Consider the following 23096-nt stretch of genomic DNA (forward strand, 5'->3'; position numbering starts at 1 on the left):
TTGTTTTAGGACATTAAGTTATGCCCCGTAATTAATTACATACTTTCGTTCCCCCATATATATACATAACCCTAAGGGACTCGTCATGAGTTTAATGGATGCTTTTGAACGCGGCATGGAGAAAATCCTTGTCCCGGTTGCTATTAAATTAAATTCTCAGATACATGTTTCTGCCATTCGCGATGCCTTTATTTTGTCATTTCCTATCGTGATGGCAAGCTCGCTAATCGTTTTAATTAACTTTGCTATTCTTTCACCCGATGGTTTCATTGCTTCACTATTGCATTTAGGAACGTTATTCCCCAATTTAGCCGAAGCGCAAAAAATATTTTCTCCAGTCATGAATGGCTCCGTCAACATCATGTCCATTATGATTGCCTTCCTGGTTGCGCGAAATATTGCGATTAACTACCAGCAAGATGATTTACTTTGTGGACTTACGGCTATCGGCGCTTTCTTTGTCGTTTATACGCCTTATCAAATGGTAGGAGGGCAAGCGTATTTAACCACCCAATATTTGGGGCCACAGGGGCTTTTTGTTGCCATTATTGTCGCCATGTTGACCAGCGAGATTTTTTGCCGTCTTTCGCGTAACCCTAAAATCACCATCACGATGCCAGATGCCGTTCCTCCTGCAGTGGCCCGTTCCTTTAAGGTACTGATCCCGATTTTCTGCGTGATGATTTTCTTCTCCGTCGTTAACTACTGCCTGACGAAGATATCGCCAAATGGGCTGAATGAGCTTATTTACACACTTATTCAGGCACCGCTGAAAAATATGGGTACCAATATTTTTGCGGTGTTAATACTTGGCGTAGTCGCGAACTTCTTGTGGGTGTTGGGGATCCACGGGCCAAATACGGTCGCAGCGATTCGTGAAACCATTTTCTCTGAAGCCAATCTGGAAAACTTATCATTTGCCGCATCTAACGGGACGACCTGGGGTGCGCCTTACCCGATTACCTGGGGTGGCATAAACGATGCCTTTGCCAACTATGGTGGCTCAGGTATGACACTAGGCTTGCTGTTAGCAATATTTATTGCCTCACGCCGCGCCGATTATCGCGACATGGCAAAAATGGCCTTCGTTCCTGGATTATTTAATATTAACGAGCCCATTATTTTTGGCTTACCGGTTGTTTTGAACCCAATACTCATCATTCCATTTATTACCGTACCATTTGTTAATTCATTGGTGGGATATTTCTTTGTCAGCATGGAAATCATTCCACCTATTGCTTATGCCGTCCCCTGGACAACCCCCGGCCCGTTAATCGCATTCTTCGGAACAGGAGGAAACTGGCTGGCACTCTTTGTGGGAATATTGTGCCTGGCGATATCAACATTAATTTATTTACCTTTCGTTATTGCGGCAAACAAAGTGAACACCGCACAAGCAGCACAGTAATCATCGTCTGAATTACCCTCCTTCAGTCTCCCAAACTGAAGGAGAATAATAATTATATTTAGAGGTATAACATGTATTCAAAACCATTGAAGGTTAGCTTATTGTCTTTATCAATACTTCTGGCTTTATCCTCAACGAATGTTCTGGCGGCTAAATTAACCGTTGAGCAGCGCCTTGAGCTTCTTGAAAACCAATTATTAGAAAACCAAACTGAACTAAAGAAAACGCAGAAAGAATTAGCCAGTTATAAAAACAAAGTGGCGAGTTTAGAAAAAAACACACCACCGCAAATTGCTCAAGTCACTCAATCAGAATTATCACCAGCTGCGGATAATATCGAGAACGAGAATAAACCCGTGGGTGAGGTTTCGTCTCCGACACCAGTGAATGGCACCCAGAAAGTTGCGGTAATTAACCACGAAGGAGGGAAAACCCGCGTAGAAAGCGTCACATTAAAAGATATCAGCAAGTTTATTAAGGATGATATCGGCTTTAGCTACCAGGGTTACTTCCGCTCAGGCTGGGCGGCTTCTAATCGTGGCTCAGCACAAACCTATGCGGCAGGGTCGCTCGGCCGTTTTGGCAACGAGATGAGCGGTTGGTTCGACTTGACCCTGAATCAGCGGGTCTATAACCAGGACGGTAAAACCGCCAACGCCATTGTCACCTACGACGGTAACGTTGGTGAGCAATACAATGATGCCTGGTTTGGTGACAGCGATAATGAAAATATTCTGCAATTTAGCGATATTTTCCTGACCACCCGGGGCTTCCTTCCGTTTGCACAAGAGGCTGATTTTTGGGTAGGTAAACATAAACTGCCAGAATATGAAATCCAGATGCTCGACTGGAAGACACTCACCACCGATGTTGCCGCAGCCGTCGGTATTCAGAACTGGCAACTTGGGCCGGGGCAATTGGACGCATCCGTGAGTCGTAATGACGTTGACGTTTACTCGCGAGATTTCAGCCACACCACGCAGATGAACACCAATTCCGTGGATTTACGCTACCGCAATATCCCACTGTGGCAGGACGGATCGTTATCATTAATGGGCAAATACGCGTTTGCCAATAAAACAGACGATCAGAAATCCAATGAAGATAATGGTTCCTTCTTCAAGCTGGAGGATACCTGGATGACGACCGCCATCGTGCGCCAGAATCTGCCACGCGATGCCTTCAATGAGTTCACGCTCCAGGTTGCCAACAACTCTTATGCCAGCAGCTTCGCCAACTTCTCAGGTGCCAGTAACTCGATGGCAGCAGGGCGTTATTATTACGGCGATCATTCCGACGGCATTGCCTGGCGTCTGATTTCTCAGGGTGAGATGTACCTCGCAGACCGAATCATTATGGCGAATGCGTTAGTCTGGTCTCACGGTGAAGATGTCTACAGTTATGAGAGCGGTGCCCACAGCGATTTCAATAGCCTGCGCGCGGTGATCCGCCCGGCATGGATTTGGGATACCTGGAATCAGACCGGTGTGGAACTAAGCTGGTTTGCTCAGAAAAACAAAACGGAACAAGGCGTTAACCTGAAAGAGTCAGGATTTAAAACGACGCTTTACCATGCACTTAAAGTCGGGCCAAGTTTGCTGGGTTCGCGTCCGGAAATTCGTTTCTACGGCACCTACCTGAACATCCAGGATAACGAACTTTCGCAGTACAAGTTTAATGACGACAGCAATAACGAATTTATGGCGGGAGTTCAGGCAGAAGTCTGGTGGTAATCATCCCCTAAATATTGTGGAGCGCGTGACCCACTTTGAGAGCAGCACGTTTTACGTTAACCGCGTCATTCTGGCTGTGCCACTTGATGCCAGCAGCACAGAGAGTAAATCCTGATTAATGTATTAAACGGAGATTTCCGCGCCATCGTTGTTAACCCAGTAGATCCGAATGACGGCAATAAGTGCCAGCTGAAAGTATTGGGCATGATGGAGGGTATAACGGATGAGGATTTACCCTGGGCTGAATACCTGCTACCGCTTAACTACCAATTCACGCCTAACCAAAAAGGTGATCACGTGTGGGTAGACTTCCCTTACAACGGCGATACGCGTCGCCCGCGCATATACGGGGCCGCTATGGATTGGCAAGGCGATGGAAAAGCAAACGTCCCGGCTGAAGCTGGTGGCAAGGGTACGGCATATACACCGCCGAGTGGTGGCGACCGTCCAGCAGGCGTTAAGGTAACCAGCCAACAAGACCAGGTGATTAACCGCAACAAACTGTTAGAAGTGCGCTCAGTCGGTGGCGGGTATCAGACCGCAAACGGCGCGCCTGCATCATTGCGTGAAGGGATAGCGCACATGTTTTTAGTCGAAAGTGTAGAAAGCGATTTTAATACTTTTGATGAAGATTTTAAGCTGGAATAAATCTATCTATCAAAGCCTCCATTTTGGGGGCTTTTTGTGCGCTGAATTATCTCAAAACTCCAGCTCATATTGTCCATGATGGATATAGGGTTTAATCTAACTAAAATTATAAGGAGATAATTCAGTATGTCGGCATCGGATTTATTGAGAGCAAAATATACCAGCGACAGACATTTAGCTATGGCAGCTCAAAACGCTTTTGGCGGTGTCATGCAATCAGCGAGAGGTGTGGCTTCAGATATATATTCAGGCGTTGAGCGGGCAAGCTGGTATTCATCATGCCTTATTCCAAAGTACAACGATGTGTGTCAGGAGCTAAAAAAAGAAGAAATAAGGATGGTCTATTCCATTCACTCGATATATAGATACCGCGATGTTATTGCTCAAATGCTGATTATATATTTCAAGCTAATAAGCAAAGACGTTAAAGATGGCAATGAGGGCGGTTCGGCGCAAAACTTTATCAGAAAGGTAACGGGCGTTTTGACTCAGATCAGAGTTGCTGGAGGCACCCGGTACGCTTTTTCTGAGGCGGCAAGTCAGGCGCTGGCACATTCTAACCTTATGTCTAAAATCGTTGTTGAGCGCATAGCGGCAAAGGCTCCAAAGGCTGTGTTTGGGCTGCAATATTTTGGCATGGAGCAAAAAGCCGCGCTGGCGGCACGACATCTTAAAGCGATGTACCCCGATTATTATTGAGCGCTCTATGAGGCAAAGCTGGAAATGCTCTATTATTTTGCCGAACCAATTATTGAGCCAATGATTAAAAAGACTTTATCCGGCGCGCTTGCCACGCTGGACGATCTGGCTGACTTCTTGAGCGAGGATTTCGGTGTTTAAAATCGAAATTGCGATGTTTATCGACGGCGTGATATTCCCTGCGCTGGTGATAGGCTTCGGCATGATATGGCTGCATTTCTTTCCTGAATATTTCGTATTACTTACATTTATCACGTCTATTGTTTTGCTGTGTATATTCCCGGACTACCCGAGGAAAGTTAAAAAAATCAAATCCAGATTCAAAAACAAATAAAAGGAATTTATATGTCTAACCCAGCTTACTTATGGTTAACGGATGAGAACGGATCGCCTATGGTTGGCGGTTCGCTGGTGGTTGGGCGCTTAGGTGCCATCGAAATGAAATCACTCACCCATAATGTGAACATCCCGACCGACTACAACACAGGACGACTGACGGGTACGCGCATTCACGCACCAATTCAGTTTCAAAAGGAGTTTGATAGGGTTACGCCGCTATTGTACCGGGCATTAACCCGAGGCGACGTGCTCAAGTCCGGTACGATAAAAATGTACAACATCCATGAAACTGGGATGGAGCGGGAATATTTCAACATCATTCTGGAAAACGTGAAAATCACGTCCATTACTCCCGACCTGTTTCCGAGCGCTGCCACTGGCACACACCTGGAAACCATACTGGTTCATTACGAGAAGATTACCTGGAAGCACTGCGACGGCAATATTATTTATACTGACCAATGGAATACCCACGCCACTTACTGAAAAAAGCCCCCAGCTCGGGTCCTTTCGTTTTATGGCGCTACGGTAACCGCTACCGTTACGTCAGTTCCTCCCGCGGCATGAACGGTGATTGTCGCCGTACCCGCTTTGGCCTTCGGCGTGATAGTGAATACGCCGCTGGTTGGTGCCGCTGGCACATCGGCTATCGTTGCATTTAGGTACGCAAATGCCTGAGCCTTTTCCTGGAAAGTCACCTGAATACCCTCATAACACTTCACTTTCCCAACACGCCTTCAGCGCAATTCGAAATAATATTTCACGATTTCGGACAAGATTCCCGGCAAGAATCACCGTTTAAGTCAAAAATTAAACTATCAGCTCTCTATACTCGCCAGATACAGCCGCCTACCGGCATAACGCATTACTTCTGTAATATCAGGAGAAGTTAAATGAAGTTGCCATTCAAGCCTCATATTCTTGCCATTATTTGTAGTGTCGGCATTTTAGCGGCGTCAGGGGTTCTGTATGTTAAGAGCCAGACCACGCCTCCAGCAACCCCAACCCCCACGGCTCAGACGACGCAACCCGCTCCAGCGGCGCAACCCGCCCCTGCCCCGGCCACACCAGTGGCGACGGCGGCGACTCAACCCACATTTAGTACCGCTCAACTCGACCAGTGGGTTGCGCCCGTTGCGCTTTACCCTGACCCGCTTTTGTCTCAGGTTTTGATGGCATCGACTTATCCTGCGAACGTCGTTCAGGCGGTGCAATGGTCGCGCGATAACCCGAAGATGCAGGGTGATGCGGCAATTCAGGCGGTAGCGAACCAGCCGTGGGATCCGAGCGTGAAATCTCTCGTGGCCTTCCCGCAGTTAATGGCTTTGATGGGTGAAAACCCGGAATGGGTGCAGAATCTGGGGGATGCGTTTTTAGCCCAGCCGCAGGATGTGATGGATTCCGTGCAGAAATTACGCCTGCTGGCGCAACAAACCGGATCGTTAAAAACCACGCCGCAGCAAACGGTGACCAGCACGCCCGTAACGGTTAACCAGAATACGACGGTTGCCGCACCGGCACCGGCTACCACCAGTTCATCGTCTTCAAAAACCGTCGCGGCAGCGCCTGCGGAAACCATCATTAAAATCGAGCCTGCTGACCCACAGGTGGTGTATGTGCCGAATTACAACCCGTCAACGGTGTATGGCACCTGGCCGAACACAGCTTATCCGCCGACATATCTCCCACCGCCTCCGGGGCAACAGTTTACCAACAGCTTTGTGAATGGCCTGGGGTTCAGTCTGGGAGTGGCGACCACCTATGCGATATTCAGTAACATCGACTGGGACGATGACGATTATCACCATCATGATGATTACCATGGCGGCGGCAGCAACAATAATATCAATATCAACAACGTGAATAACTTCAACCGTATTTCCGGGCAAAACCTCCAGAACCGCAACACGACCTGGCAGCATAATCCGGCCTATCGCGGTGGCGTTCCCTATCACGACAACGCAGTCGCCCAGCGTTATCACCAGACCAACGTTGCAGGTGGTTTGAGTGCAACACAACGCGCGCCGGTTAATCGTGATGCCCAACGGCAGGCGGCGGCCACACAGTTGCAGCAAAATAAAGGGCGTATTGACGCGGCAGCGCCGCAGCTGGCTTCGCGCGATGCCCAGCGTAAGGCTTCAACGCAGCAACTGAATCAGATTGCCCAGCGCAATAACTATCGTGGCTATGATTCGCAAAATACCGACGCGCGCCGCGATGCCGCAAAACAGCAGTTCAACAACTCGACATCCCAGCAGCGTAAAGACGCGGTCAAAAATCAGGTCAATCACCCGACCGCGCAGCAGCAACAGCGTCGTGAAACGGCTAAATCGCAAGCCAACCATCCGACTGCTCAGCAACAACAGCGTCGCGATAACGTCCAGCAACACCGGAGTAGTGGCAATCTTGGTCAGGAACAACGCCTGCAACGCACTGCGTCCACACGTTCAAATGCGTTTAGCGGCAATGACAGCCGCTCCCCCTCCTGGCAGGCACAAAGTCAGCGCGGGCAGCAAAGTCTTAATCGCGCCAGTCATCAACAACGCCCGGCAAACCGAGAACGTCCAGCTGAGCATCGTGAATTTCATCGTCGCTAACGGGGAGGCATCATGAAAAATCGTATGAAGTTAAGTGCACTTGTAATGTTGATGCTGCCTGCCTTTGTTCAGGCGCAACAAATGTTTACCACGCCCGAAAAGGCGGCCACCTCATTTGCTACGGCGGTGATAAACCAGGATGAAGCGGCGCTGACCGAAGTGCTGGGCGATAACTGGCGGCAATATTTGCCAGACGAAAAAGCCGACCCGGAAGCCGTTGCCCGTTTTGTTCGTGACTGGAAAGTCAGCCACAATATCGATGAACAAGGCGATACCGCGCATCTCAATGTCGGGCAGGAAAACTGGCAGTTGCCGATCCCGATGGTGAAATCGGACGCGGGCTGGCATTTCGATATGCAGAAGGCCGCAGATGAAATTCTCACCCGCACCATCGGCCTGAACGAGCTATCAGCCATTCAGGCTGTGCAGGCCTACGTTGCGGCGCAGCAGGATTATTATCAACTGGATCAACAGTACGCTCAGAAATTTCTCAGTTCGGAAGGCAAGAAAGACGGCTTGTACTGGCCCGCCACGCCTGGCGAAGCGCCTAGCCCACTCGGCCCAAGTTTCAGCCCAGAACACCCGGAAATAGGTTATCACGGCTACCATTTCCGGATTCTGACTGCTCAGGGTGCCGACGCACCGGGCGGGGCGAAAAACTATATTAGCGACGGGAAAATGGCGGATGGCTTTGCTTTAGTCGCCTGGCCTGTGGAATACGGGGAAACGGGGGTGACTACGTTTATGGTGAATAACCAGGGCGTGGTTTATCAGAAGGATTTGGGCGAGGAAACCGCGCAGAAAGTGCAGGAAATAAAAGAGTTCAATCCGGATAAAAGCTGGCAGGAAGAGCAACAGTAATCCATAAAAAAAGCGGCCTAAGCCGCTTTTTTTCTTATCCTTCAGGCGATTACTTCTTTTTCGCTTTCGGGTTTGGCAGGTCGGTGATGCTACCTTCAAAGATCTCAGCAGCAAGGCCGACAGACTCGTGCAGAGTCGGGTGCGCGTGGATGGTGAGCGCGATATCTTCAGCGTCACAACCCATTTCGATAGCCAGACCAATTTCGCCCAACAGCTCGCCGCCGTTAGTACCGACAATCGCACCACCGATAACACGGTGAGTTTCTTTGTCGAAGATCAGTTTGGTCATACCGTCTGCGCAATCAGAAGCGATAGCACGGCCAGAAGCAGCCCACGGGAAGGTGGCGGTTTCATAGCTGATGCCTTTTTCTTTCGCTTCTTTCTCGGTCAGACCAACCCATGCAACTTCTGGTTCGGTATAAGCGATTGAAGGAATCACTTTCGGGTCGAAGTAGTGCTTCATGCCGGCGATAACTTCAGCGGCAACGTGGCCTTCGTGAACACCTTTGTGAGCAAGCATTGGCTGGCCCACGATGTCGCCGATAGCATAGATGTGCGGCACGTTAGTGCGCATTTGCTTGTCGGTACGAATGAAGCCACGGTCATCAACTTCAACGCCAGCAGCGCCAGCATCGAGAAGCTTACCGTTAGGTACGCGGCCGATTGCCACCAGAACCGCGTCGTAACGCTGTGGTTCAGCAGGCGCTTTTTTGCCTTCCATCGTGACGTAGATACCATCTTCTTTGGCTTCTACCGCAGTCACTTTGGTTTCCAGCATCAGGTTGAACTGCTTGCTGATACGCTTGGTGAACACTTTCACCACGTCTTTGTCGGCAGCCGGGATAACCTGGTCGAACATTTCAACCACGTCAATCTCTGAACCCAGCGCATGGTACACTGTACCCATTTCCAGACCGATGATACCGCCACCCATAACCAGCATGCGTTTTGGTACGGCTTTCAGTTCCAGTGCGTCGGTAGAATCCCATACGCGTGGATCTTCATGTGGAATGAATGGCAGCTGAATCGGACGAGAACCCGCCGCGATAATAGCGTTATCGAAAGTGATAGTCGTTGGACCATTTTCGCCTTCAACAACCAGGGTGTTAGCGCCGGTAAATTTACCCAGGCCAGTCACCACTTTAACTTTACGACCTTTCGCCATACCAGACAGGCCACCAGTCAATTGGTTGATAACCTTTTCTTTCCAGGTACGGATTTTGTCGATGTCAGTTTTCGGCTCGCCGAAAACGATGCCGTGCTCAGCCAGTGCTTTCGCTTCTTCGATAACTTTGGCAACGTGCAGCAGGGCTTTAGAAGGGATACAGCCAACGTTCAGACAAACACCACCGAGGGTGCTGTAACGCTCTACAATGATGGTCTCCAGACCTAAATCAGCGCAACGGAATGCAGCAGAATAACCTGCCGGGCCTGCCCCAAGTACGACGACCTGAGTTTTGATTTCAGTACTCATCATGACCTCTATGTTTTCTATCCGGTGATCCCTGGCCTTATCGCCCGTCATCCACCGGGACGTTCTATCCGCACGTAGTCTACAAAACTGTTAACAATTTTGAAACAACAAACGGCAAACGAATTGTCCTTTGCATCAGATAATCTCGAACTGCATCACGAGATTACCAGAAAAAAGCCGACCGAATGGCCGGCTTTTTGGCTTACATCACCAGACGGCGAATGTCGGCCAGCGTATTGTTGATGATGGTAATAAAGCGCGCACCATCAGCACCGTCGATCACGCGGTGGTCGAAGGAAAGAGACATCGGCATCATCAGACGCGGAGTGAACTCTTTACCATTCCAGACCGGCTCGATAGCAGACTTGGAAACACCGAGGATGGCCACTTCCGGCGCGTTAACGATTGGCGCGAAGTGAGTCGTCCCGATACCGCCGAGGCTTGAAATGGTGAAGCAACCGCCCTGCATTTCGCCAGCAGTCAGCTTGCCATCGCGAGCTTTCTTAGAAATCGCCATCAGTTCGCGGGACAGCTCAGAGATGCTCTTCTTGTTCACATCTTTGAACACCGGAACAACCAGACCGTTTGGCGTATCAACCGCCACACCGATGTTGATGTATTTCTTCAGCGTCAGTTTCTGGCCGTCTTCAGACAGAGAACTGTTGAAGCGTGGCATCTGCTCAAGTGCAGCAGCAACCGCTTTCATGATGAACACGACAGGCGTGAACTTCACATCCAGCTTACGCTTGGCAGCTTCGTCGTTCTGCTGCTTGCGGAACGCTTCCAGATCGGTGATATCAGTTTTGTCGAAGTGCGTAACGTGCGGGATCATCACCCAGTTACGGCTCAGGTTCGCACCAGAGATTTTCTGGATACGGCCCAGTTCAACTTCTTCGATTTCGCCGAACTTGCTGAAATCAACTTTCGGCCATGGCAGCATGCCAGGCAGACCGCCGCCGGTAGCCGCAGCTGGTGCAGATTCTGCACGCTTAACCGCGTCTTTCACGTAAGCCTGAACGTCTTCGCGCAGGATACGACCTTTACGGCCAGTCCCTTTCACTTTCGCCAGGTTCACACCAAACTCACGCGCCAGGCGGCGAATCAGTGGGGTGGCGTGAACGTATGCGTCGTTTTCAGCGAATTCAGTTTTGCCTTCCGCTTTCGCAGGAGCCGCAGCTGGTTTTTGCGCCGCAGTCGCAGGAGCCGGAGCTGCTGCTTCTTGCTTAGCGGCAGGAGCTGGTGCAGCACCTTCCACTTCAAAGACCATAATCAGGGAACCGGTAGACACTTTGTCTCCAGTATTGATTTTGATTTCTTTAACAACACCCGCGAACGGAGCCGGGACTTCCATAGAAGCTTTGTCGCCTTCTACGGTGATAAGTGATTGTTCAGCGGCAACTTTATCGCCCACTTTAACCATCACTTCAGTCACTTCAACTTCGTCACCGCCGATGTCTGGCACGTTAACTTCTTTCGAGCCAGATGCCGCTGGTGCCGCTGCCGGAGCCGCTTCTGCTTTGGCTTCGGTTGCAGCTGGCGCAGCGCCCGCTACTTCGAAGACCATAATCAGAGAACCGGTAGACACTTTGTCGCCAGTGTTGATTTTGATTTCTTTTACAACGCCTGCGAACGGTGCCGGGACTTCCATAGAAGCTTTGTCACCTTCAACGGTGATAAGACTTTGTTCTGCTTCTACTTTGTCGCCAACTTTAACCATAATCTCGGTAACTTCTACTTCGTCACCGCCGATGTCTGGCACGTTCACTTCTTTTGCTGCTGCGGCTGCTGCCGGAGCTGCTGCTGGCGCTGCTTCTTTCTTCTCTTCGGCCGTAGCAGGGGCAGCTTGCGCTGCACCTTCGGCGGATTCGAAAATCATAACCAGTTTGCCGGTTTCAACTTTGTCACCCACCGCAACTTTGATCTCTTTGACCACGCCTGCTTGCGGAGAAGGGACTTCCATTGAAGCCTTGTCACCTTCCACGGAGATGATGGACTGGTCAACTTCAACCTTGTCGCCCACTTTCACCATGATTTCGGTAACTTCAACTTCGTCTGCACCGATGTCCGGTACTTTGATTTCGATAGCCATTTTATTCTTTACCTCTTATGCCAGACGCGGGTTGACTTTATCTGCATCGATGTTGAATTTGATGATAGCGTCAGCTACCACTTTCTTATCGATTTCGCCACGTTTAGCCAGTTCGCCAAGTGCTGCAACAACCACGTAAGACGCGTCCACTTCGAAGTGGTGACGCAGGTTTTCGCGGCTGTCTGAACGACCGAAGCCATCAGTACCCAGTACGCGGTAATCGCTTGCCGGGATGAAGTTACGGATCTGCTCAGCGAACAGTTTCATATAGTCAGTAGATGCCACTGCTGGTGCATCGCTCAGAACCTGAGCAACGTACGGTACACGTGGTTCTTCAGTTGGGTGCAACATGTTCCAGCGCTCACAGTCCTGGCCATCACGAGCCAGTTCAGTGAAGGAAGTTACGCTGAATACATCAGAGCCAACGCCGTAATCTTTCGCGAGGATCTGCGCAGCTTCACGAACGTGACGCAGGATGGAACCCGAGCCCATCAGCTGAACTTTACCTTTGCTACCTTCAACCGTTTCCAGTTTGTAGATACCTTTACGGATGCCTTCTTCCGCGCCTTCTGGCATGGCTGGCATGTGGTAGTTTTCGTTCAGCGTGGTGATGTAGTAGTAAATGTTCTCTTGTGCTTCACCGTACATACGCACCAGGCCGTCATGCATGATGACTGCAACTTCGTAAGCGTAAGATGGATCGTAAGAGATACAGTTAGGGATAGTCAGAGACTGAATATGGCTGTGGCCATCTTCGTGCTGCAAACCTTCACCGTTCAGAGTCGTACGACCGGAAGTCCCGCCGACCAGGAAGCCGCGCGCCTGTTGGTCACCCGCTGCCCAGCACAGGTCGCCGATACGTTGGAAACCAAACATGGAGTAGTAGATGTAGAACGGGATCATTGGCAGATCGTTGGTGCTGTAAGAAGTCGCCGCCGCCAGCCAGGAAGAACCTGCGCCCAGCTCGTTGATACCTTCTTGCAGAATCTGGCCTTTCTCGTCTTCTTTATAGTAAGCAACCTGCTCACGGTCCTGCGGGGTGTACTGCTGGCCGTTCGGGCTGTAAATACCAATCTGACGGAACAGACCTTCCATACCGAAAGTACGCGCTTCATCAGCAATGATTGGAACCAGACGGTCTTTGATAGACGGGTTCTTCAGCATCACGTTCAGGGCACGAACGAAAGCGATAGTGGTGGAGATTTCTTTGTTCTGCTCTTCTAACAGAGAGCTGAAGTCTGCAAGTGTTGGCAGTTCCAGTTTCTCGGTGAATTTTGGCAGACGCGTCGGCAGGTAGCCGTTCAGTTTTTCACGCTGGCCATGCAGATATTTGTGCTCTTCGCTGCCTTCTTCAAACTTGATGTATGGCAGTTTTTCGATTTCAGCATCGGTCACAGGCACATTGAAACGGTCGCGGACATAACGCACGCCGTCCATGTTCATTTTCTTAACCTGGTGCGCGATGTTTTTACCTTCGGCAGTTTCACCCATGCCATAACCTTTAACGGTATGAGCAAGGATTACAGTTGCTTTGCCTTTGGTTTCTTGTGCATTTCGCAGTGCAGCGTAGATTTTCTTCGGATCGTGGCCGCCACGGTTCAGTGCCCAAATCTCATCGTCGGACATATCTTTAACCAGTGCAGCAGTTTCTGGATAACGACCGAAGAAGTGCTCACGTACGTAAGCGCCGTTTTTGGATTTGAAGGTCTGATAGTCGCCGTCTACGGTTTCGCCCATCAGCTGCAGCAGCTTACCGCTGGTATCTTTACGCAGCAGTTCGTCCCAACGAGAGCCCCAAATCACTTTGATAACGTTCCAGCCAGCACCCGCGAAGATACCTTCCAGTTCGTTAATGATTTTGCCGTTACCGGTTACTGGGCCATCCAGACGCTGGAGGTTACAGTTGATGATGAAGCACAGGTTGTCCAGTTTCTCACGGGTAGCGATAGTGATCGCACCTTTAGATTCTGGCTCATCCATTTCACCGTCGCCCAGGAACGCGTAAACGCGCTGTGCGGAGGTGTCTTTCAGGCCACGGTGTTCCAGGTATTTCTGGAATTTAGCCTGATAGATTGCACCGATTGGACCCAGACCCATTGATACGGTCGGGAACTGCCAGAATTCAGGCATCAATTTAGGGTGCGGATAAGAGGACAGACCATTACCGTGAACTTCCTGACGGAAATTGTTCATCTGGTCTTCAGTCAGGCGGCCTTCAAGGAAAGCACGTGCATATACGCCTGGGGAGATGTGGCCCTGGAAGTACACCAGATCGCCGCCGTCTTTCTCGTTGCGTGCGCGGAAGAAGTGGTTGAAACACACGTCATACACGGTTGCAGAAGACTGGAAAGAGGACATATGGCCGCCCAGGTCGAGGTCTTTTTTAGACGCACGCAGGACGGTCATGATGGCGTTCCAACGGATAGCAGAACGAATACGGCGTTCCAGCTCCAGATTCCCCGGGTATTCCGGTTCATCTTCAACGGCGATGGAGTTCACGTACTGGCGGGCAGCAGAACCTGCTGCAATTTTTACTCCACCTTTACGGGCTTCGCTCAGTAACTGATCGATCAGGTACTGTGCGCGCTCAACACCTTCTTCACGGATGACCGATTCGATCGCCTGTTGCCAGTCGCGAGTTTCGATCGGATCCACGTCATTTGGGAAACGTTCTGACATGGGTGGTATTCCTTATCTGTGTCTAATACGTTGATTATCTGGAACCTGTCCCATTGTGCTTTCCTTGAAAAAACACAATAAGACAGGTTCTGCGTTTAGTTGCCGCGCTCTAAAAATTGGCGCTTTTGAGAACCTGAAATTTCAGACTCTTATTCCTTACGTTGCTGTAAGCGCCGCAGAGAACGTTCTCGACGACTCTGTTCGCGGCTGCGATCCAGCAATATTTCTTCGATAAATGCCAGGTGACGGTGCGACGCTTCGCGCGCCTGCTCCGGCTGGCGAGCCATAATCGCCGCAAAAATGCTGGCGCGATGGCTGCTCACTTGCGCCAGCATTTCACGGCGCGCATAGAGCAATTCAAAATTCTGACGAACGTTTTGTTCGAGCATCGGTGACATACAGCGCAACAAGTGTAGTAGCACAACGTTGTGGGCGGCTTCCGTCACGGCGATTTGATACTGCATAACCGCATCGGACTCAGCGTCCAGGTCACCAGATTCTTGTGCTTGTTGAATAGCAAAATGGCAGTCGCCAATACGTTTGAGGTCTTCGTCTGTACCACGCAATGCAGCGTAATAGGCAGCGATACCCTCAAGTGCGTGGCGAGTTTCAAGCAGATCAAACTGGGATTCAGGATGGTCAGACAGCAGTTCGACCAGAGGGTCGCTTAAACTTTGCCAAAGACTGTTTTGGACAAAAGTACCGCCGCCCTGACGACGAAGCAGGAGTCCTTTCGCTTCGAGACGCTGAATGGCCTCGCGTAGTGAAGGACGAGAAACGTCGAATTGTTTTGCCAATTCGCGCTCTGGTGGGAGTTTTTCGCCGGGACGCAAGGTTCCCTCGAGGATGAGAAACTCCAACTGCTGCTCAATCACATCGGATAGTTTTGGTTGGCGGATTTTGCTGTAGGCCATTTTTTCCCTGTCTCTGCCATTAGCCCTATACCCGTCATACTTCAAGTTGTTGGTGCGTTAGCTGCTCTCGTTCACCCGAATCACTTACTTATGTAAGCTCACCGTGACTCTCTCGTTTGCCGCTTTTCCACAACTCGAATTATTTGGGGTATATCCCCTTCAGACTTCAAATCATCTGGGGCTAGTCAATTGGTATGACCAATTTCACATTCTTGACGCTAAAGTAACAAAGTATTCACCTTCTGTCCATATTGGTTTTGATTGAAATCATTAAACCAGGCACATTTTAACAACATTACAGAAATGACGTTTCAAAGCTGTAACTTTGCACAAATGTCACATTTACTCACACACAGACGTATTTAACGTTTACGAAACAGCAAAAAGTGCCTTTTCTTGCAATATGAACCGATTCATCAGTTTAAAATATGAATATTAATTCAACGAATTCGCTTAACGTGGATAAATAACAGGCGGAATAAATAATTCGGGCGGAAGAACAACTGGTTTCTTTTTATTCAACTCGTCACGGCAATAATAGAAAGCAGGTGCAAACACTGCCACTTACCACTATTCTTTGCGCTGCGGTAGTCCAATGCGCAAAATACTGGAATTAAAAACCGTAAAATAAAGACTACACATTACGGAATTACAAACTTACAGAGGCGCGGCCAGCGCCCTGAAAATGACCACACGAGGTTAAATGATGGAACAAGGCGACACGCTGAAACGCGGCCTTAAAAACCGCCATATCCAGCTCATCGCGCTAGGTGGAGCTATTGGGACAGGCCTGTTTCTGGGCAGTGCGTCTGTCATCCAATCTGCCGGGCCGGGGATTATTCTTGGTTACGCGATCGCAGGCTTTATTGCCTTCTTGATCATGCGCCAGTTAGGTGAAATGGTCGTTGAGGAGCCGGTAGCGGGCTCATTTAGCCATTTTGCTTACAAATACTGGGGCGGATTCGCAGGTTTTGCTTCTGGCTGGAACTACTGGGTACTGTATGTACTCGTTGCCATGGCAGAACTTACTGCAGTTGGTAAATACATTCAGTTCTGGTATCCGGAGATCCCAACCTGGGCATCTGCCGCAGTCTTTTTCGTCGTCATCAATGCCGTTAACCTCACTAATGTAAAAGTGTTTGGTGAGATGGAGTTTTGGTTCGCGATTATCAAAGTCATCGCGGTTGTCGCTATGATCGTGTTTGGCGCATGGTTGCTGTTTAGCGATCACGCAGGCCCACAGGCGACAGTGCGCAACTTATGGGAACAAGGTGGATTCCTGCCACACGGCTGGACCGGACTTGTGATGATGATGGCGATTATCATGTTTTCGTTCGGCGGTCTGGAGCTGGTTGGGATTACTGCTGCGGAAGCAGATAACCCACAGGTTAGCATTCCGAAAGCAACCAACCAGGTTATCTACCGTATTCTGATTTTCTATGTGGGTTCCCTGGCTGTGCTGTTATCTCTGATGCCATGGACTCGCGTTACCGCTGATACCAGCCCGTTCGTACTTATCTTCCACGAACTGGGTGACACCTTTGTTGCTAACGCACTGAACGTTGTGGTTCTTACCGCCGCGCTGTCTGTTTATAACAGCTGTGTTTACTGCAACAGCCGTATGCTGTTTGGCCTGGCTCAACAAGGCAACGCACCGAAAGCACTGCAGAAAGTTGATAAACGTGGCGTTCCAGTGAATACCATTTTGGTATCTGCGCTGTTCACCGCACTGTGTGTACTGATCAACTACCTGGCACCAGCGGAAGCCTTTGGCCTGCTGATGGCACTGGTGGTGTCTGCACTGGTCATCAACTGGGCGATGATTAGCCTGGCGCATATGAAGTTCCGCCGTGCTAAACAACAACAGGGCGTGAAAACGCGTTTCCCTGCCCTGTTCTATCCATTGGGCAACTACGTCTGCCTGCTGTTTATGGCGGCAGTATTGGTGATTATGGCGATAACTCCAGGAATGGCTATCTCCGTATGGCTGATTCCAGTATGGGTGGTCGTTCTCGGTATCGGTTATTTTATCAAACAGAAGAACCTGAAGAGCGTTAAAGCTTAACTCTCCCTTCTGCTCAAAGCGCCCCGACGAGCCATCGCTCATCGGGGCGCTTTGTTATCTGCTTCACATATTCTTAACAATGACAGTATTGTCCATCTCTGTGGCGGATTACAGACACGCAAATTTTCTCCAATAGCTCAATACTCTTGTCCATATTCTGGTCAGGAGCATTTTCTATGAAAAGCAGCAAATTATCTGTGAAAGAAAAGATTGGCTACGGAATGGGGGACGCCGGATGTAACATTATCTTTGGCGCCATTATGTTGTTTGTTAACTATTTTTATACGGATATTTTTGGCCTGGCCCCGGCATTAGTGGGTGTTATGCTGCTTTCAATCAGGGTGATTGATGCAGTAACTGACCCGATTATGGGCGCCATTGCTGACAGAACGCAGAGTCGCTGGGGACGTTTTCGTCCATGGATTTTATGGATGGCAGCGCCATTTGCCTTCTTCAGTTACCTGATGTTCACCACGCCTGATTGGGCTTATAGCAGCAAAGTTATCTATGCCTTTGTTACCTATTTCCTGCTCTCTTTAACCTATACCGCAATTAATATTCCTTACTGCTCACTTGGCAGTGTGATTACCAACGACCCCAAAGAACGTGTCGCTTGTCAGTCGTATCGTTTTGTTATGGTTGGTATTGCAACGTTGATTCTCTCGCTTTCCCTGCTGCCGATGGTTGACTGGTTTGGTGACGGCGACAAAGCCAAAGGCTACCAAATGGCGATGGGTGTGCTGGCGGTACTTGGCATGTGCATGTTCCTGTTCTGCTTCACAACCGTCAGAGAGCGTGTTCGCCCGGCAGTACCCAGCAATGACGATCTCAAAGCTGACCTGAAAGATGTGTGGAAAAACGACCAGTGGGTGCGCATTCTTCTGCTGACACTGTGCAACGTCTGCCCTGGGTTCATCCGTATGGCGGCAACCATGTACTACGTCACCTGGGTGATGGGCCAAAGCACCAGCTTCGCGACATTATTCATTAGCCTCGGCGTAGTCGGCATGATGGGCGGCAGTATGCTGGCTAAAGTGTTAACCGACCGTATCTGCAAACTGAAAGTGTTCTTCTGGACCAACATTGTATTGGCCATTTTCTCCAGCGGTTTCTACTTCCTCGACCCGCACGCCACGACACTGATTGTCGTGATGTATTTCCTGCTGAACATTCTTCACCAGATCCCTTCTCCATTGCACTGGTCACTGATGGCCGACGTTGACGATTACGGCGAGTGGAAAACAGGTAAACGCATCACCGGCATCAGCTTCTCCGGTAACTTGTTCTTCCTGAAACTGGGGCTTGCGATTGCAGGCGCAATGGTTGGTTTCCTGCTTTCCTGGTACGGCTACGATGCCGGTGCCAAACAGCAAAGCCCTGAGTCAATTAACGGTATTGTGATGCTGTTTACCATCATCCCTGGCGTTGGCTACCTGATTACCGCAGGCGTTGTGCGCTTGTTGAAAGTTGACCGTGAATTAATGCAGCGCATTCAGGCAGACCTTGAAAAGCGCCGCATCAACTATCGCGAACTGAATGAATATCACGACAGCAAACCTGTTGAAGCCAAACTGTAAGGAAAGCCCTATGAATCAGGAGCAATGGCCTAATCCATTTATTGAGCAGCGCGCCGATCCTTTTATTTTGCTGCATGAAGATTGCTACTACTTTATTGCGTCAGTACCAGAGTACGACAGGCTGGAGATCCGCCGCGCGGACACAATAAGCGAACTACCAGAAGCAAAGCCTACAGTGGTGTGGCGCAAACCCAATCATGGCTCAATGAGCGAACTTATCTGGGCACCAGAGCTGCATCATATTGACGGTAAGTGGTACATCTATTTCGCTGCCACCCACACGCAGGCACTGGATCAGTTAAATATGTTCCAGCACCGCATGTTTGCACTGGAGTGTGCGGATGCAGACCCGCTCACCGGGAAATGGGTTGAAAAAGGCCGGGTAAAAACGCAATTCGACAGCTTCTGTCTTGATGCCACCACCTTTAAGCATCAGGGCAAGCAATGGTATTTATGGGCGCAGAAAGATCCTGATATTGCAGGTAACTCCAATATCTATCTTGCCGAGCTGGAAACACCCTGGGCCATAAAAGGCACGCCTGTGATGTTGAGTAAGCCCGAACTGGATTGGGAATGCAGAGGTTTTCTGGTTAACGAAGGACCAGCGGTGGTGGTTCATGGCGATAAACTGTTTGTCAGCTATTCCGCCAGCGCCACCGATGAAAACTACTGCATCGGCTTGTTGTGGATCGACCTGAATGCTGACCCAACTAACCCTGCTAACTGGCATAAATCGCCACAGCCTGTGTTTGCCACCAGCTACGAGAACAAGCAGTTTGGGCCGGGTCATAACAGCTTTACCAAAACCAAAGACGGGAAAGATGTGCTGGTGTATCACGCGCGCAATTACACCGAAATTGAAGGCGATCCGCTGTATGACCCGAATCGCCATACGCGCCTGAAAACACTCGAATGGGATGAAAACGGTATGCCGGTGTTCGGCATACCGTCTGCAGATAATCGCTAACTTATGCGGCGCTCAGGCTTAAACCAGAGTGCCGTAAATAGTCAATAATGCCACTACCACCAAAATCACCAACGACGTTTTCTTCGCCATCGAAACCGCCGCCTTCGGCGTTTTGATTTTATCGAGATGTGGCTCTCGGGCTAGCGAATACTGAGCCAGCCTGGTCAATACCTGATATTGCGAAGTATGGCGATCGGCTAACGACGCAAACCACGCAGGAAGCGCCCTTTCTCCATGTCCCAGTAGTGCATATGCCACACCAAACAGACGCGCAGGCACCCAGTCCAGCACATGTAAAATGGTATCAATACCGGAATGCAAACGCTCTTGCGGAGAATGATGGCGCGCAAGCCACGTCTGCCACGCACGCAAAAAAGCGTAACCCGCAAGTGTTACCGGTCCCCAAACACCGCCGACGATAAACCAGAAAAGCGGTGCGAGATAAAAACGAAAGTTAATCCACAACAGCGCATTTTGCAGCTCTTTCAGATACTCACGCTCGTCACAATCGGGTGGAACACCGTGAATCAGCGTCAGTTCACTCGCCATCGCATCGCGCGCGTGACTATCGCCATGGCTCACTGCCTGCAAATACGCATGGTAATGCAGTCGAACCTGGCCTGCGCCAATACACAACACGCCGAGTGCAATCCAGAAAACGAGCAGCGGTACGTTGAAGAACAAACCTTGCAACGCGCGAATACAGAGGAAAACCACCAACATACATAGGGCGGTCATCAGAATGGTACGTAATAACGAAAAGTTTTTTACTCGCCGGAAAAGCACTTCAAGGCGGTGATCTAGCTGCCAGTGTTCGCCCAGCTTAAATAACCGTTCCCAAATCATCACCAGCAGTAATGTAAACAGCGTCATTCCATCTCCTTATTCGGCGTTACCTCTACCGAGTGGCGAAAACGCGACCAGTCGAATGCAGGACCTGGGTCGGTTTTACGCTCCGGTGCAATATCGCAATGTCCCGTCATATGGTCAGCAATTGCCGGATAAACGTTCACCAGCACATCTGTAATCGCAGCAAGCTGTTGATATTGCTCGTCAGTATAGGGCAGTGTATCTGTCCCCTCCAACTCAATACCAATCGAAAAATCGTTACAGCGTTCACGCCCCTGATACAAAGAAACCCCTGCGTGCCAGGCGCGTTTATCAAAAGCTACATATTGAACGATTTCGCCATCACGACGAATAAGACAATGTGCTGAAACTCGTAAATGTGCGATACCCGCGAAGTACGGATGAGCTTGCGAATCAAGTGTTCCGGTAAACAACGCATCAATCCACGGCCCACCAAATTCGCCTGGCGGTAAACTGATGTTGTGCACCACCAACAAGGAAGGTGTTTCATCCTCTGGTCGGCAATCGAAATGTGGGGATGGGACATGTTTAACACCCACCAGCCAGCCGTCTTTTAGCTGCATCCACGGTCTCCTTAGAGTGGTACTTGAGGTCGCATCAATGTAGCATGTTTCGACATTAACTAAGCCATTTCGGAGTTTTATCATGCCTCCTCGCCGTTATAACCCAGACCGCCGACGTGACGAGCTTCTCGACCGTATTAACCTTGATATTCCAGCAGCTGTTTCTCAGGCTTTGCGTGAAGATCTTGGTGGTGACGTCAATCCCAATAACGATATCACTGCACAGCTCCTGGATGCAGATCACCGTTCACATGCCGTAATCATCACCCGTGAAGATGGCGTGTTCTGTGGTAAACGTTGGGTCGAAGAGGTTTTCATCCAGCTTGGTGGAGATGTCAAAGTGACCTGGCATGTTGAAGATGGCGATCTCGTTGCCGCTGACCAGCCACTTTTCGAATTAACTGGATTATCACGCGTGCTATTAACAGGTGAGCGTACCGCGCTTAACTTTGTGCAAACTCTGTCTGGAGTTGCAAGCGAAGTGCGCACCTATGTTGATTTGCTGGCAGGCACAAACACCCAATTGCTAGATACCCGTAAAACTCTGCCGGGTCTACGTACCGCGTTGAAATACGCAGTACTGTGTGGCGGTGGTAGCAACCACCGTTTAGGTCTGTCCGACGCATTTTTGATTAAAGAGAACCACATCATCTCCTCAGGTTCCATTCGCCAGGCGATAGAAAAAGCCTTCTGGTTCCATCCGGATGTACCTGTTGAGGTTGAAGTCGAGTCTCTTGATGAACTGGAACAGGCACTGCATGCCGGGGCTGACATTATCATGCTCGATAACTTCAACGTTGAAGATATGCGTAAAGCTGTCGCTATCACCAATGGTAAAGCACGTCTGGAAGTTTCAGGAAATGTAACCAAAGAAACTATCCGTGAATTTGCTGAAACAGGTGTCGATTTTATCTCTGTTGGCGCACTGACTAAACATGTCCGCGCGCTCGATCTCTCCATGCGTTTCCGCTAATTTCTGCCAGGCAGATGAGCTAAAACTCATCTGCCTATTTCTTCCCGTTACGGTATCGCTCGCATTTTTATTGCCGTCTCTGCAAATACCTAAAATATTTTGGAAGACAACATCCTGATGTTTACACTCGCACTCGCCTGAAGAATTTAAACGACGCAAAGTGCCGCTATCTCAAACAGGAGCGGCATATGAACAAACAACAAGGATTCACACTTATTGAGCTGATGGTAGTCATCGGTATTATTGCGATTCTTAGCGCCATCGGTATTCCCACCTATCAAAACTACCTGCGTAAAGCGGCTCTGACTGACGTGTTGCAAACCTTCCTGCCCTACCGTACCGCCATTGAACTTTGCGCGATTGAAAGGGGCGGAGTTAGCGAATGTGACGCGGGGAGTAATAGTATCCCTTCACCGAAAACCACCCGCTATGTAAGCAGCATGAGCATCGAACAAGGTGCTGTTACGCTTGCGGGGCAAGAAAGTCTCAACGGGCTGACCATTTCCCTGTCTCCACGCTGGAGTGATGTAGAAGGAATCGAAGGTTGGTCACGAACCTGTAGCGCTACCAGTAATAATTCTCTTCAACAAACCTGCGAAGAAGTCTTCCGTTTTGATAATAAACAAGCGGGAAATTAAAC

20 protein-coding genes are annotated in these 23096 nt (G+C 49.8%); 12 read left to right on the forward strand and 8 right to left on the reverse strand.

Annotated features, from left to right (window positions below):
• Window positions 1-85 precede the first annotated feature (85 nt).
• From LVQ77_RS17685 to LVQ77_RS17700, 4 genes are all read left to right on the forward strand, one after another.
• Window positions 86-1408 (forward strand): PTS sugar transporter subunit IIC, encoded by a 1323-nt coding sequence (locus LVQ77_RS17685; protein WP_232905130.1) that lies wholly within the window; start codon window positions 86-88, stop codon window positions 1406-1408.
• Between the two features lie 71 nt (window positions 1409-1479).
• Window positions 1480-3141, forward strand: coding sequence for a carbohydrate porin (locus LVQ77_RS17690; protein WP_232866145.1), 1662 nt, complete (start codon window positions 1480-1482; stop codon window positions 3139-3141).
• A gap of 204 nt (window positions 3142-3345) precedes the next feature.
• Window positions 3346-3789: a hypothetical protein gene (locus tag LVQ77_RS17695; protein WP_232866143.1), complete on the forward strand. Its 444-nt coding sequence runs from the start codon at window positions 3346-3348 to the stop codon at window positions 3787-3789.
• 126 nt (window positions 3790-3915) lie between these two features.
• Window positions 3916-4488: a hypothetical protein gene (locus LVQ77_RS17700; RefSeq protein WP_232866141.1), complete on the forward strand. Its 573-nt coding sequence runs from the start codon at window positions 3916-3918 to the stop codon at window positions 4486-4488.
• Window positions 4489-4563: 75 nt separating this feature from the next.
• On the opposite strand, the gene LVQ77_RS22275 is transcribed toward LVQ77_RS17700, so the two are convergent.
• Window positions 4564-4692: a hypothetical protein gene (locus LVQ77_RS22275; RefSeq protein WP_255666911.1), complete on the reverse strand. Its 129-nt coding sequence runs from the start codon at window positions 4690-4692 to the stop codon at window positions 4564-4566.
• A gap of 141 nt (window positions 4693-4833) precedes the next feature.
• Between LVQ77_RS22275 and LVQ77_RS17705 the strand changes: the two genes are divergently transcribed.
• Window positions 4834-5313 carry an Hcp family type VI secretion system effector gene (locus LVQ77_RS17705; RefSeq protein ID WP_232866139.1) on the forward strand — a complete coding sequence of 160 codons (480 nt, stop codon included), beginning with the start codon at window positions 4834-4836 and terminating at the stop codon, window positions 5311-5313.
• Between the two features lie 29 nt (window positions 5314-5342).
• Here the strand turns inward: LVQ77_RS17705 and LVQ77_RS17710 are convergent, their stop codons facing one another.
• Entirely contained in the window at window positions 5343-5549 is a 207-nt protein-coding gene (locus tag LVQ77_RS17710) for a hypothetical protein (RefSeq protein WP_232866419.1), read from the reverse strand.
• A 171-nt stretch (window positions 5550-5720) separates the two neighbouring features.
• Between LVQ77_RS17710 and LVQ77_RS17715 the strand changes: the two genes are divergently transcribed.
• Both LVQ77_RS17715 and LVQ77_RS17720 read left to right on the forward strand, forming a co-directional pair.
• Window positions 5721-7424, forward strand: coding sequence for a DUF3300 domain-containing protein (locus tag LVQ77_RS17715; RefSeq protein ID WP_232905131.1), 1704 nt, complete (start codon window positions 5721-5723; stop codon window positions 7422-7424).
• A 12-nt stretch (window positions 7425-7436) separates the two neighbouring features.
• Window positions 7437-8285 carry a DUF2950 domain-containing protein gene (locus LVQ77_RS17720; RefSeq protein ID WP_232905132.1) on the forward strand — a complete coding sequence of 283 codons (849 nt, stop codon included), beginning with the start codon at window positions 7437-7439 and terminating at the stop codon, window positions 8283-8285.
• A 49-nt stretch (window positions 8286-8334) separates the two neighbouring features.
• Here the strand turns inward: LVQ77_RS17720 and lpdA are convergent, their stop codons facing one another.
• From lpdA to pdhR, 4 genes are all read right to left on the reverse strand, one after another.
• Complete coding sequence (gene lpdA / locus LVQ77_RS17725; protein ID WP_034460910.1) at window positions 8335-9759, reverse strand: dihydrolipoyl dehydrogenase; 1425 nt, start codon at window positions 9757-9759, stop codon at window positions 8335-8337.
• 202 nt (window positions 9760-9961) lie between these two features.
• On the reverse strand, window positions 9962-11848 hold the full coding sequence (aceF, locus tag LVQ77_RS17730; protein WP_232866414.1) for a pyruvate dehydrogenase complex dihydrolipoyllysine-residue acetyltransferase: 1887 nt from the start codon (window positions 11846-11848) through the stop codon (window positions 9962-9964).
• A 15-nt stretch (window positions 11849-11863) separates the two neighbouring features.
• Window positions 11864-14527 carry a pyruvate dehydrogenase (acetyl-transferring), homodimeric type gene (gene aceE, locus LVQ77_RS17735; protein WP_232905133.1) on the reverse strand — a complete coding sequence of 888 codons (2664 nt, stop codon included), beginning with the start codon at window positions 14525-14527 and terminating at the stop codon, window positions 11864-11866.
• A gap of 149 nt (window positions 14528-14676) precedes the next feature.
• On the reverse strand, window positions 14677-15441 hold the full coding sequence (pdhR, locus tag LVQ77_RS17740) for a pyruvate dehydrogenase complex transcriptional repressor PdhR (protein ID WP_034493407.1): 765 nt from the start codon (window positions 15439-15441) through the stop codon (window positions 14677-14679).
• A gap of 703 nt (window positions 15442-16144) precedes the next feature.
• On the opposite strand from pdhR, the gene aroP reads away from it, so the two are divergent.
• From aroP to LVQ77_RS17755, 3 genes are all read left to right on the forward strand, one after another.
• Window positions 16145-17506 (forward strand): aromatic amino acid transporter AroP, encoded by a 1362-nt coding sequence (gene aroP / locus LVQ77_RS17745; RefSeq protein WP_134187047.1) that lies wholly within the window; start codon window positions 16145-16147, stop codon window positions 17504-17506.
• Window positions 17507-17682: 176 nt separating this feature from the next.
• A complete protein-coding gene (locus LVQ77_RS17750) occupies window positions 17683-19083 on the forward strand; it encodes a glycoside-pentoside-hexuronide (GPH):cation symporter (protein WP_232905134.1) in 1401 nt (466 codons plus the stop codon).
• A 10-nt stretch (window positions 19084-19093) separates the two neighbouring features.
• Window positions 19094-20050, forward strand: a complete 957-nt coding sequence (locus LVQ77_RS17755; protein ID WP_232905135.1) for a glycoside hydrolase family 43 protein — start codon at window positions 19094-19096, stop codon at window positions 20048-20050.
• 18 nt (window positions 20051-20068) lie between these two features.
• Here LVQ77_RS17755 and ampE read toward each other — a convergent pair whose 3' ends face one another.
• Together ampE and ampD are read right to left on the reverse strand one after the other, a co-directional pair.
• A complete protein-coding gene (gene ampE, locus LVQ77_RS17760; RefSeq protein WP_232905136.1) occupies window positions 20069-20923 on the reverse strand; it encodes a beta-lactamase regulator AmpE in 855 nt (284 codons plus the stop codon).
• Window positions 20920-21483, reverse strand: a complete 564-nt coding sequence (gene ampD, locus LVQ77_RS17765; protein ID WP_232905137.1) for a 1,6-anhydro-N-acetylmuramyl-L-alanine amidase AmpD — start codon at window positions 21481-21483, stop codon at window positions 20920-20922. Before ampD ends, ampE begins: the two co-directional genes overlap by 4 nt.
• Before the next feature lie 82 nt (window positions 21484-21565).
• Between ampD and nadC the strand changes: the two genes are divergently transcribed.
• Together nadC and ppdD are read left to right on the forward strand one after the other, a co-directional pair.
• A complete protein-coding gene (gene nadC, locus LVQ77_RS17770; RefSeq protein WP_151994962.1) occupies window positions 21566-22456 on the forward strand; it encodes a carboxylating nicotinate-nucleotide diphosphorylase in 891 nt (296 codons plus the stop codon).
• Between the two features lie 188 nt (window positions 22457-22644).
• Window positions 22645-23094 (forward strand): prepilin peptidase-dependent pilin, encoded by a 450-nt coding sequence (gene ppdD, locus LVQ77_RS17775; RefSeq protein WP_232866399.1) that lies wholly within the window; start codon window positions 22645-22647, stop codon window positions 23092-23094.
• Window positions 23095-23096 lie beyond the last annotated feature (2 nt).

Source organism: Buttiauxella cochleicola, assembly GCF_021282435.1.
Taxonomy (GTDB): domain Bacteria; phylum Pseudomonadota; class Gammaproteobacteria; order Enterobacterales; family Enterobacteriaceae; genus Buttiauxella; species Buttiauxella massiliensis.

What these genes read in the sequence shown, in the direction of transcription:
- LVQ77_RS17685 (WP_232905130.1), top strand. Translation starts at nt 86, where the DNA reads ATGAGTTTAATGGATGCTTTTGAACGCGGCATGGAGAAAATCCTTGTC.
- LVQ77_RS17695 (WP_232866143.1), top strand. Translation starts at nt 3,346, where the DNA reads ATGATGGAGGGTATAACGGATGAGGATTTACCCTGGGCTGAATACCTG.
- aceF (WP_232866414.1), bottom strand. Translation starts at nt 11,848, where the DNA reads ATGGCTATCGAAATCAAAGTACCGGACATCGGTGCAGACGAAGTTGAA.
- LVQ77_RS17705 (WP_232866139.1), top strand. Translation starts at nt 4,834, where the DNA reads ATGTCTAACCCAGCTTACTTATGGTTAACGGATGAGAACGGATCGCCT.
- LVQ77_RS22275 (WP_255666911.1), bottom strand. Translation starts at nt 4,692, where the DNA reads ATGCCGAAGCCTATCACCAGCGCAGGGAATATCACGCCGTCGATAAAC.
- lpdA (WP_034460910.1), bottom strand. Translation starts at nt 9,759, where the DNA reads ATGAGTACTGAAATCAAAACTCAGGTCGTCGTACTTGGGGCAGGCCCG.
- LVQ77_RS17755 (WP_232905135.1), top strand. Translation starts at nt 19,094, where the DNA reads ATGAATCAGGAGCAATGGCCTAATCCATTTATTGAGCAGCGCGCCGAT.
- ppdD (WP_232866399.1), top strand. Translation starts at nt 22,645, where the DNA reads ATGAACAAACAACAAGGATTCACACTTATTGAGCTGATGGTAGTCATC.
- aceE (WP_232905133.1), bottom strand. Translation starts at nt 14,527, where the DNA reads ATGTCAGAACGTTTCCCAAATGACGTGGATCCGATCGAAACTCGCGAC.
- ampE (WP_232905136.1), bottom strand. Translation starts at nt 20,923, where the DNA reads ATGACGCTGTTTACATTACTGCTGGTGATGATTTGGGAACGGTTATTT.
- ampD (WP_232905137.1), bottom strand. Translation starts at nt 21,483, where the DNA reads ATGCAGCTAAAAGACGGCTGGCTGGTGGGTGTTAAACATGTCCCATCC.
- LVQ77_RS17700 (WP_232866141.1), top strand. Translation starts at nt 3,916, where the DNA reads ATGTCGGCATCGGATTTATTGAGAGCAAAATATACCAGCGACAGACAT.
- LVQ77_RS17720 (WP_232905132.1), top strand. Translation starts at nt 7,437, where the DNA reads ATGAAAAATCGTATGAAGTTAAGTGCACTTGTAATGTTGATGCTGCCT.
- LVQ77_RS17690 (WP_232866145.1), top strand. Translation starts at nt 1,480, where the DNA reads ATGTATTCAAAACCATTGAAGGTTAGCTTATTGTCTTTATCAATACTT.
- LVQ77_RS17750 (WP_232905134.1), top strand. Translation starts at nt 17,683, where the DNA reads ATGAAAAGCAGCAAATTATCTGTGAAAGAAAAGATTGGCTACGGAATG.
- nadC (WP_151994962.1), top strand. Translation starts at nt 21,566, where the DNA reads ATGCCTCCTCGCCGTTATAACCCAGACCGCCGACGTGACGAGCTTCTC.
- pdhR (WP_034493407.1), bottom strand. Translation starts at nt 15,441, where the DNA reads ATGGCCTACAGCAAAATCCGCCAACCAAAACTATCCGATGTGATTGAG.
- aroP (WP_134187047.1), top strand. Translation starts at nt 16,145, where the DNA reads ATGATGGAACAAGGCGACACGCTGAAACGCGGCCTTAAAAACCGCCAT.
- LVQ77_RS17715 (WP_232905131.1), top strand. Translation starts at nt 5,721, where the DNA reads ATGAAGTTGCCATTCAAGCCTCATATTCTTGCCATTATTTGTAGTGTC.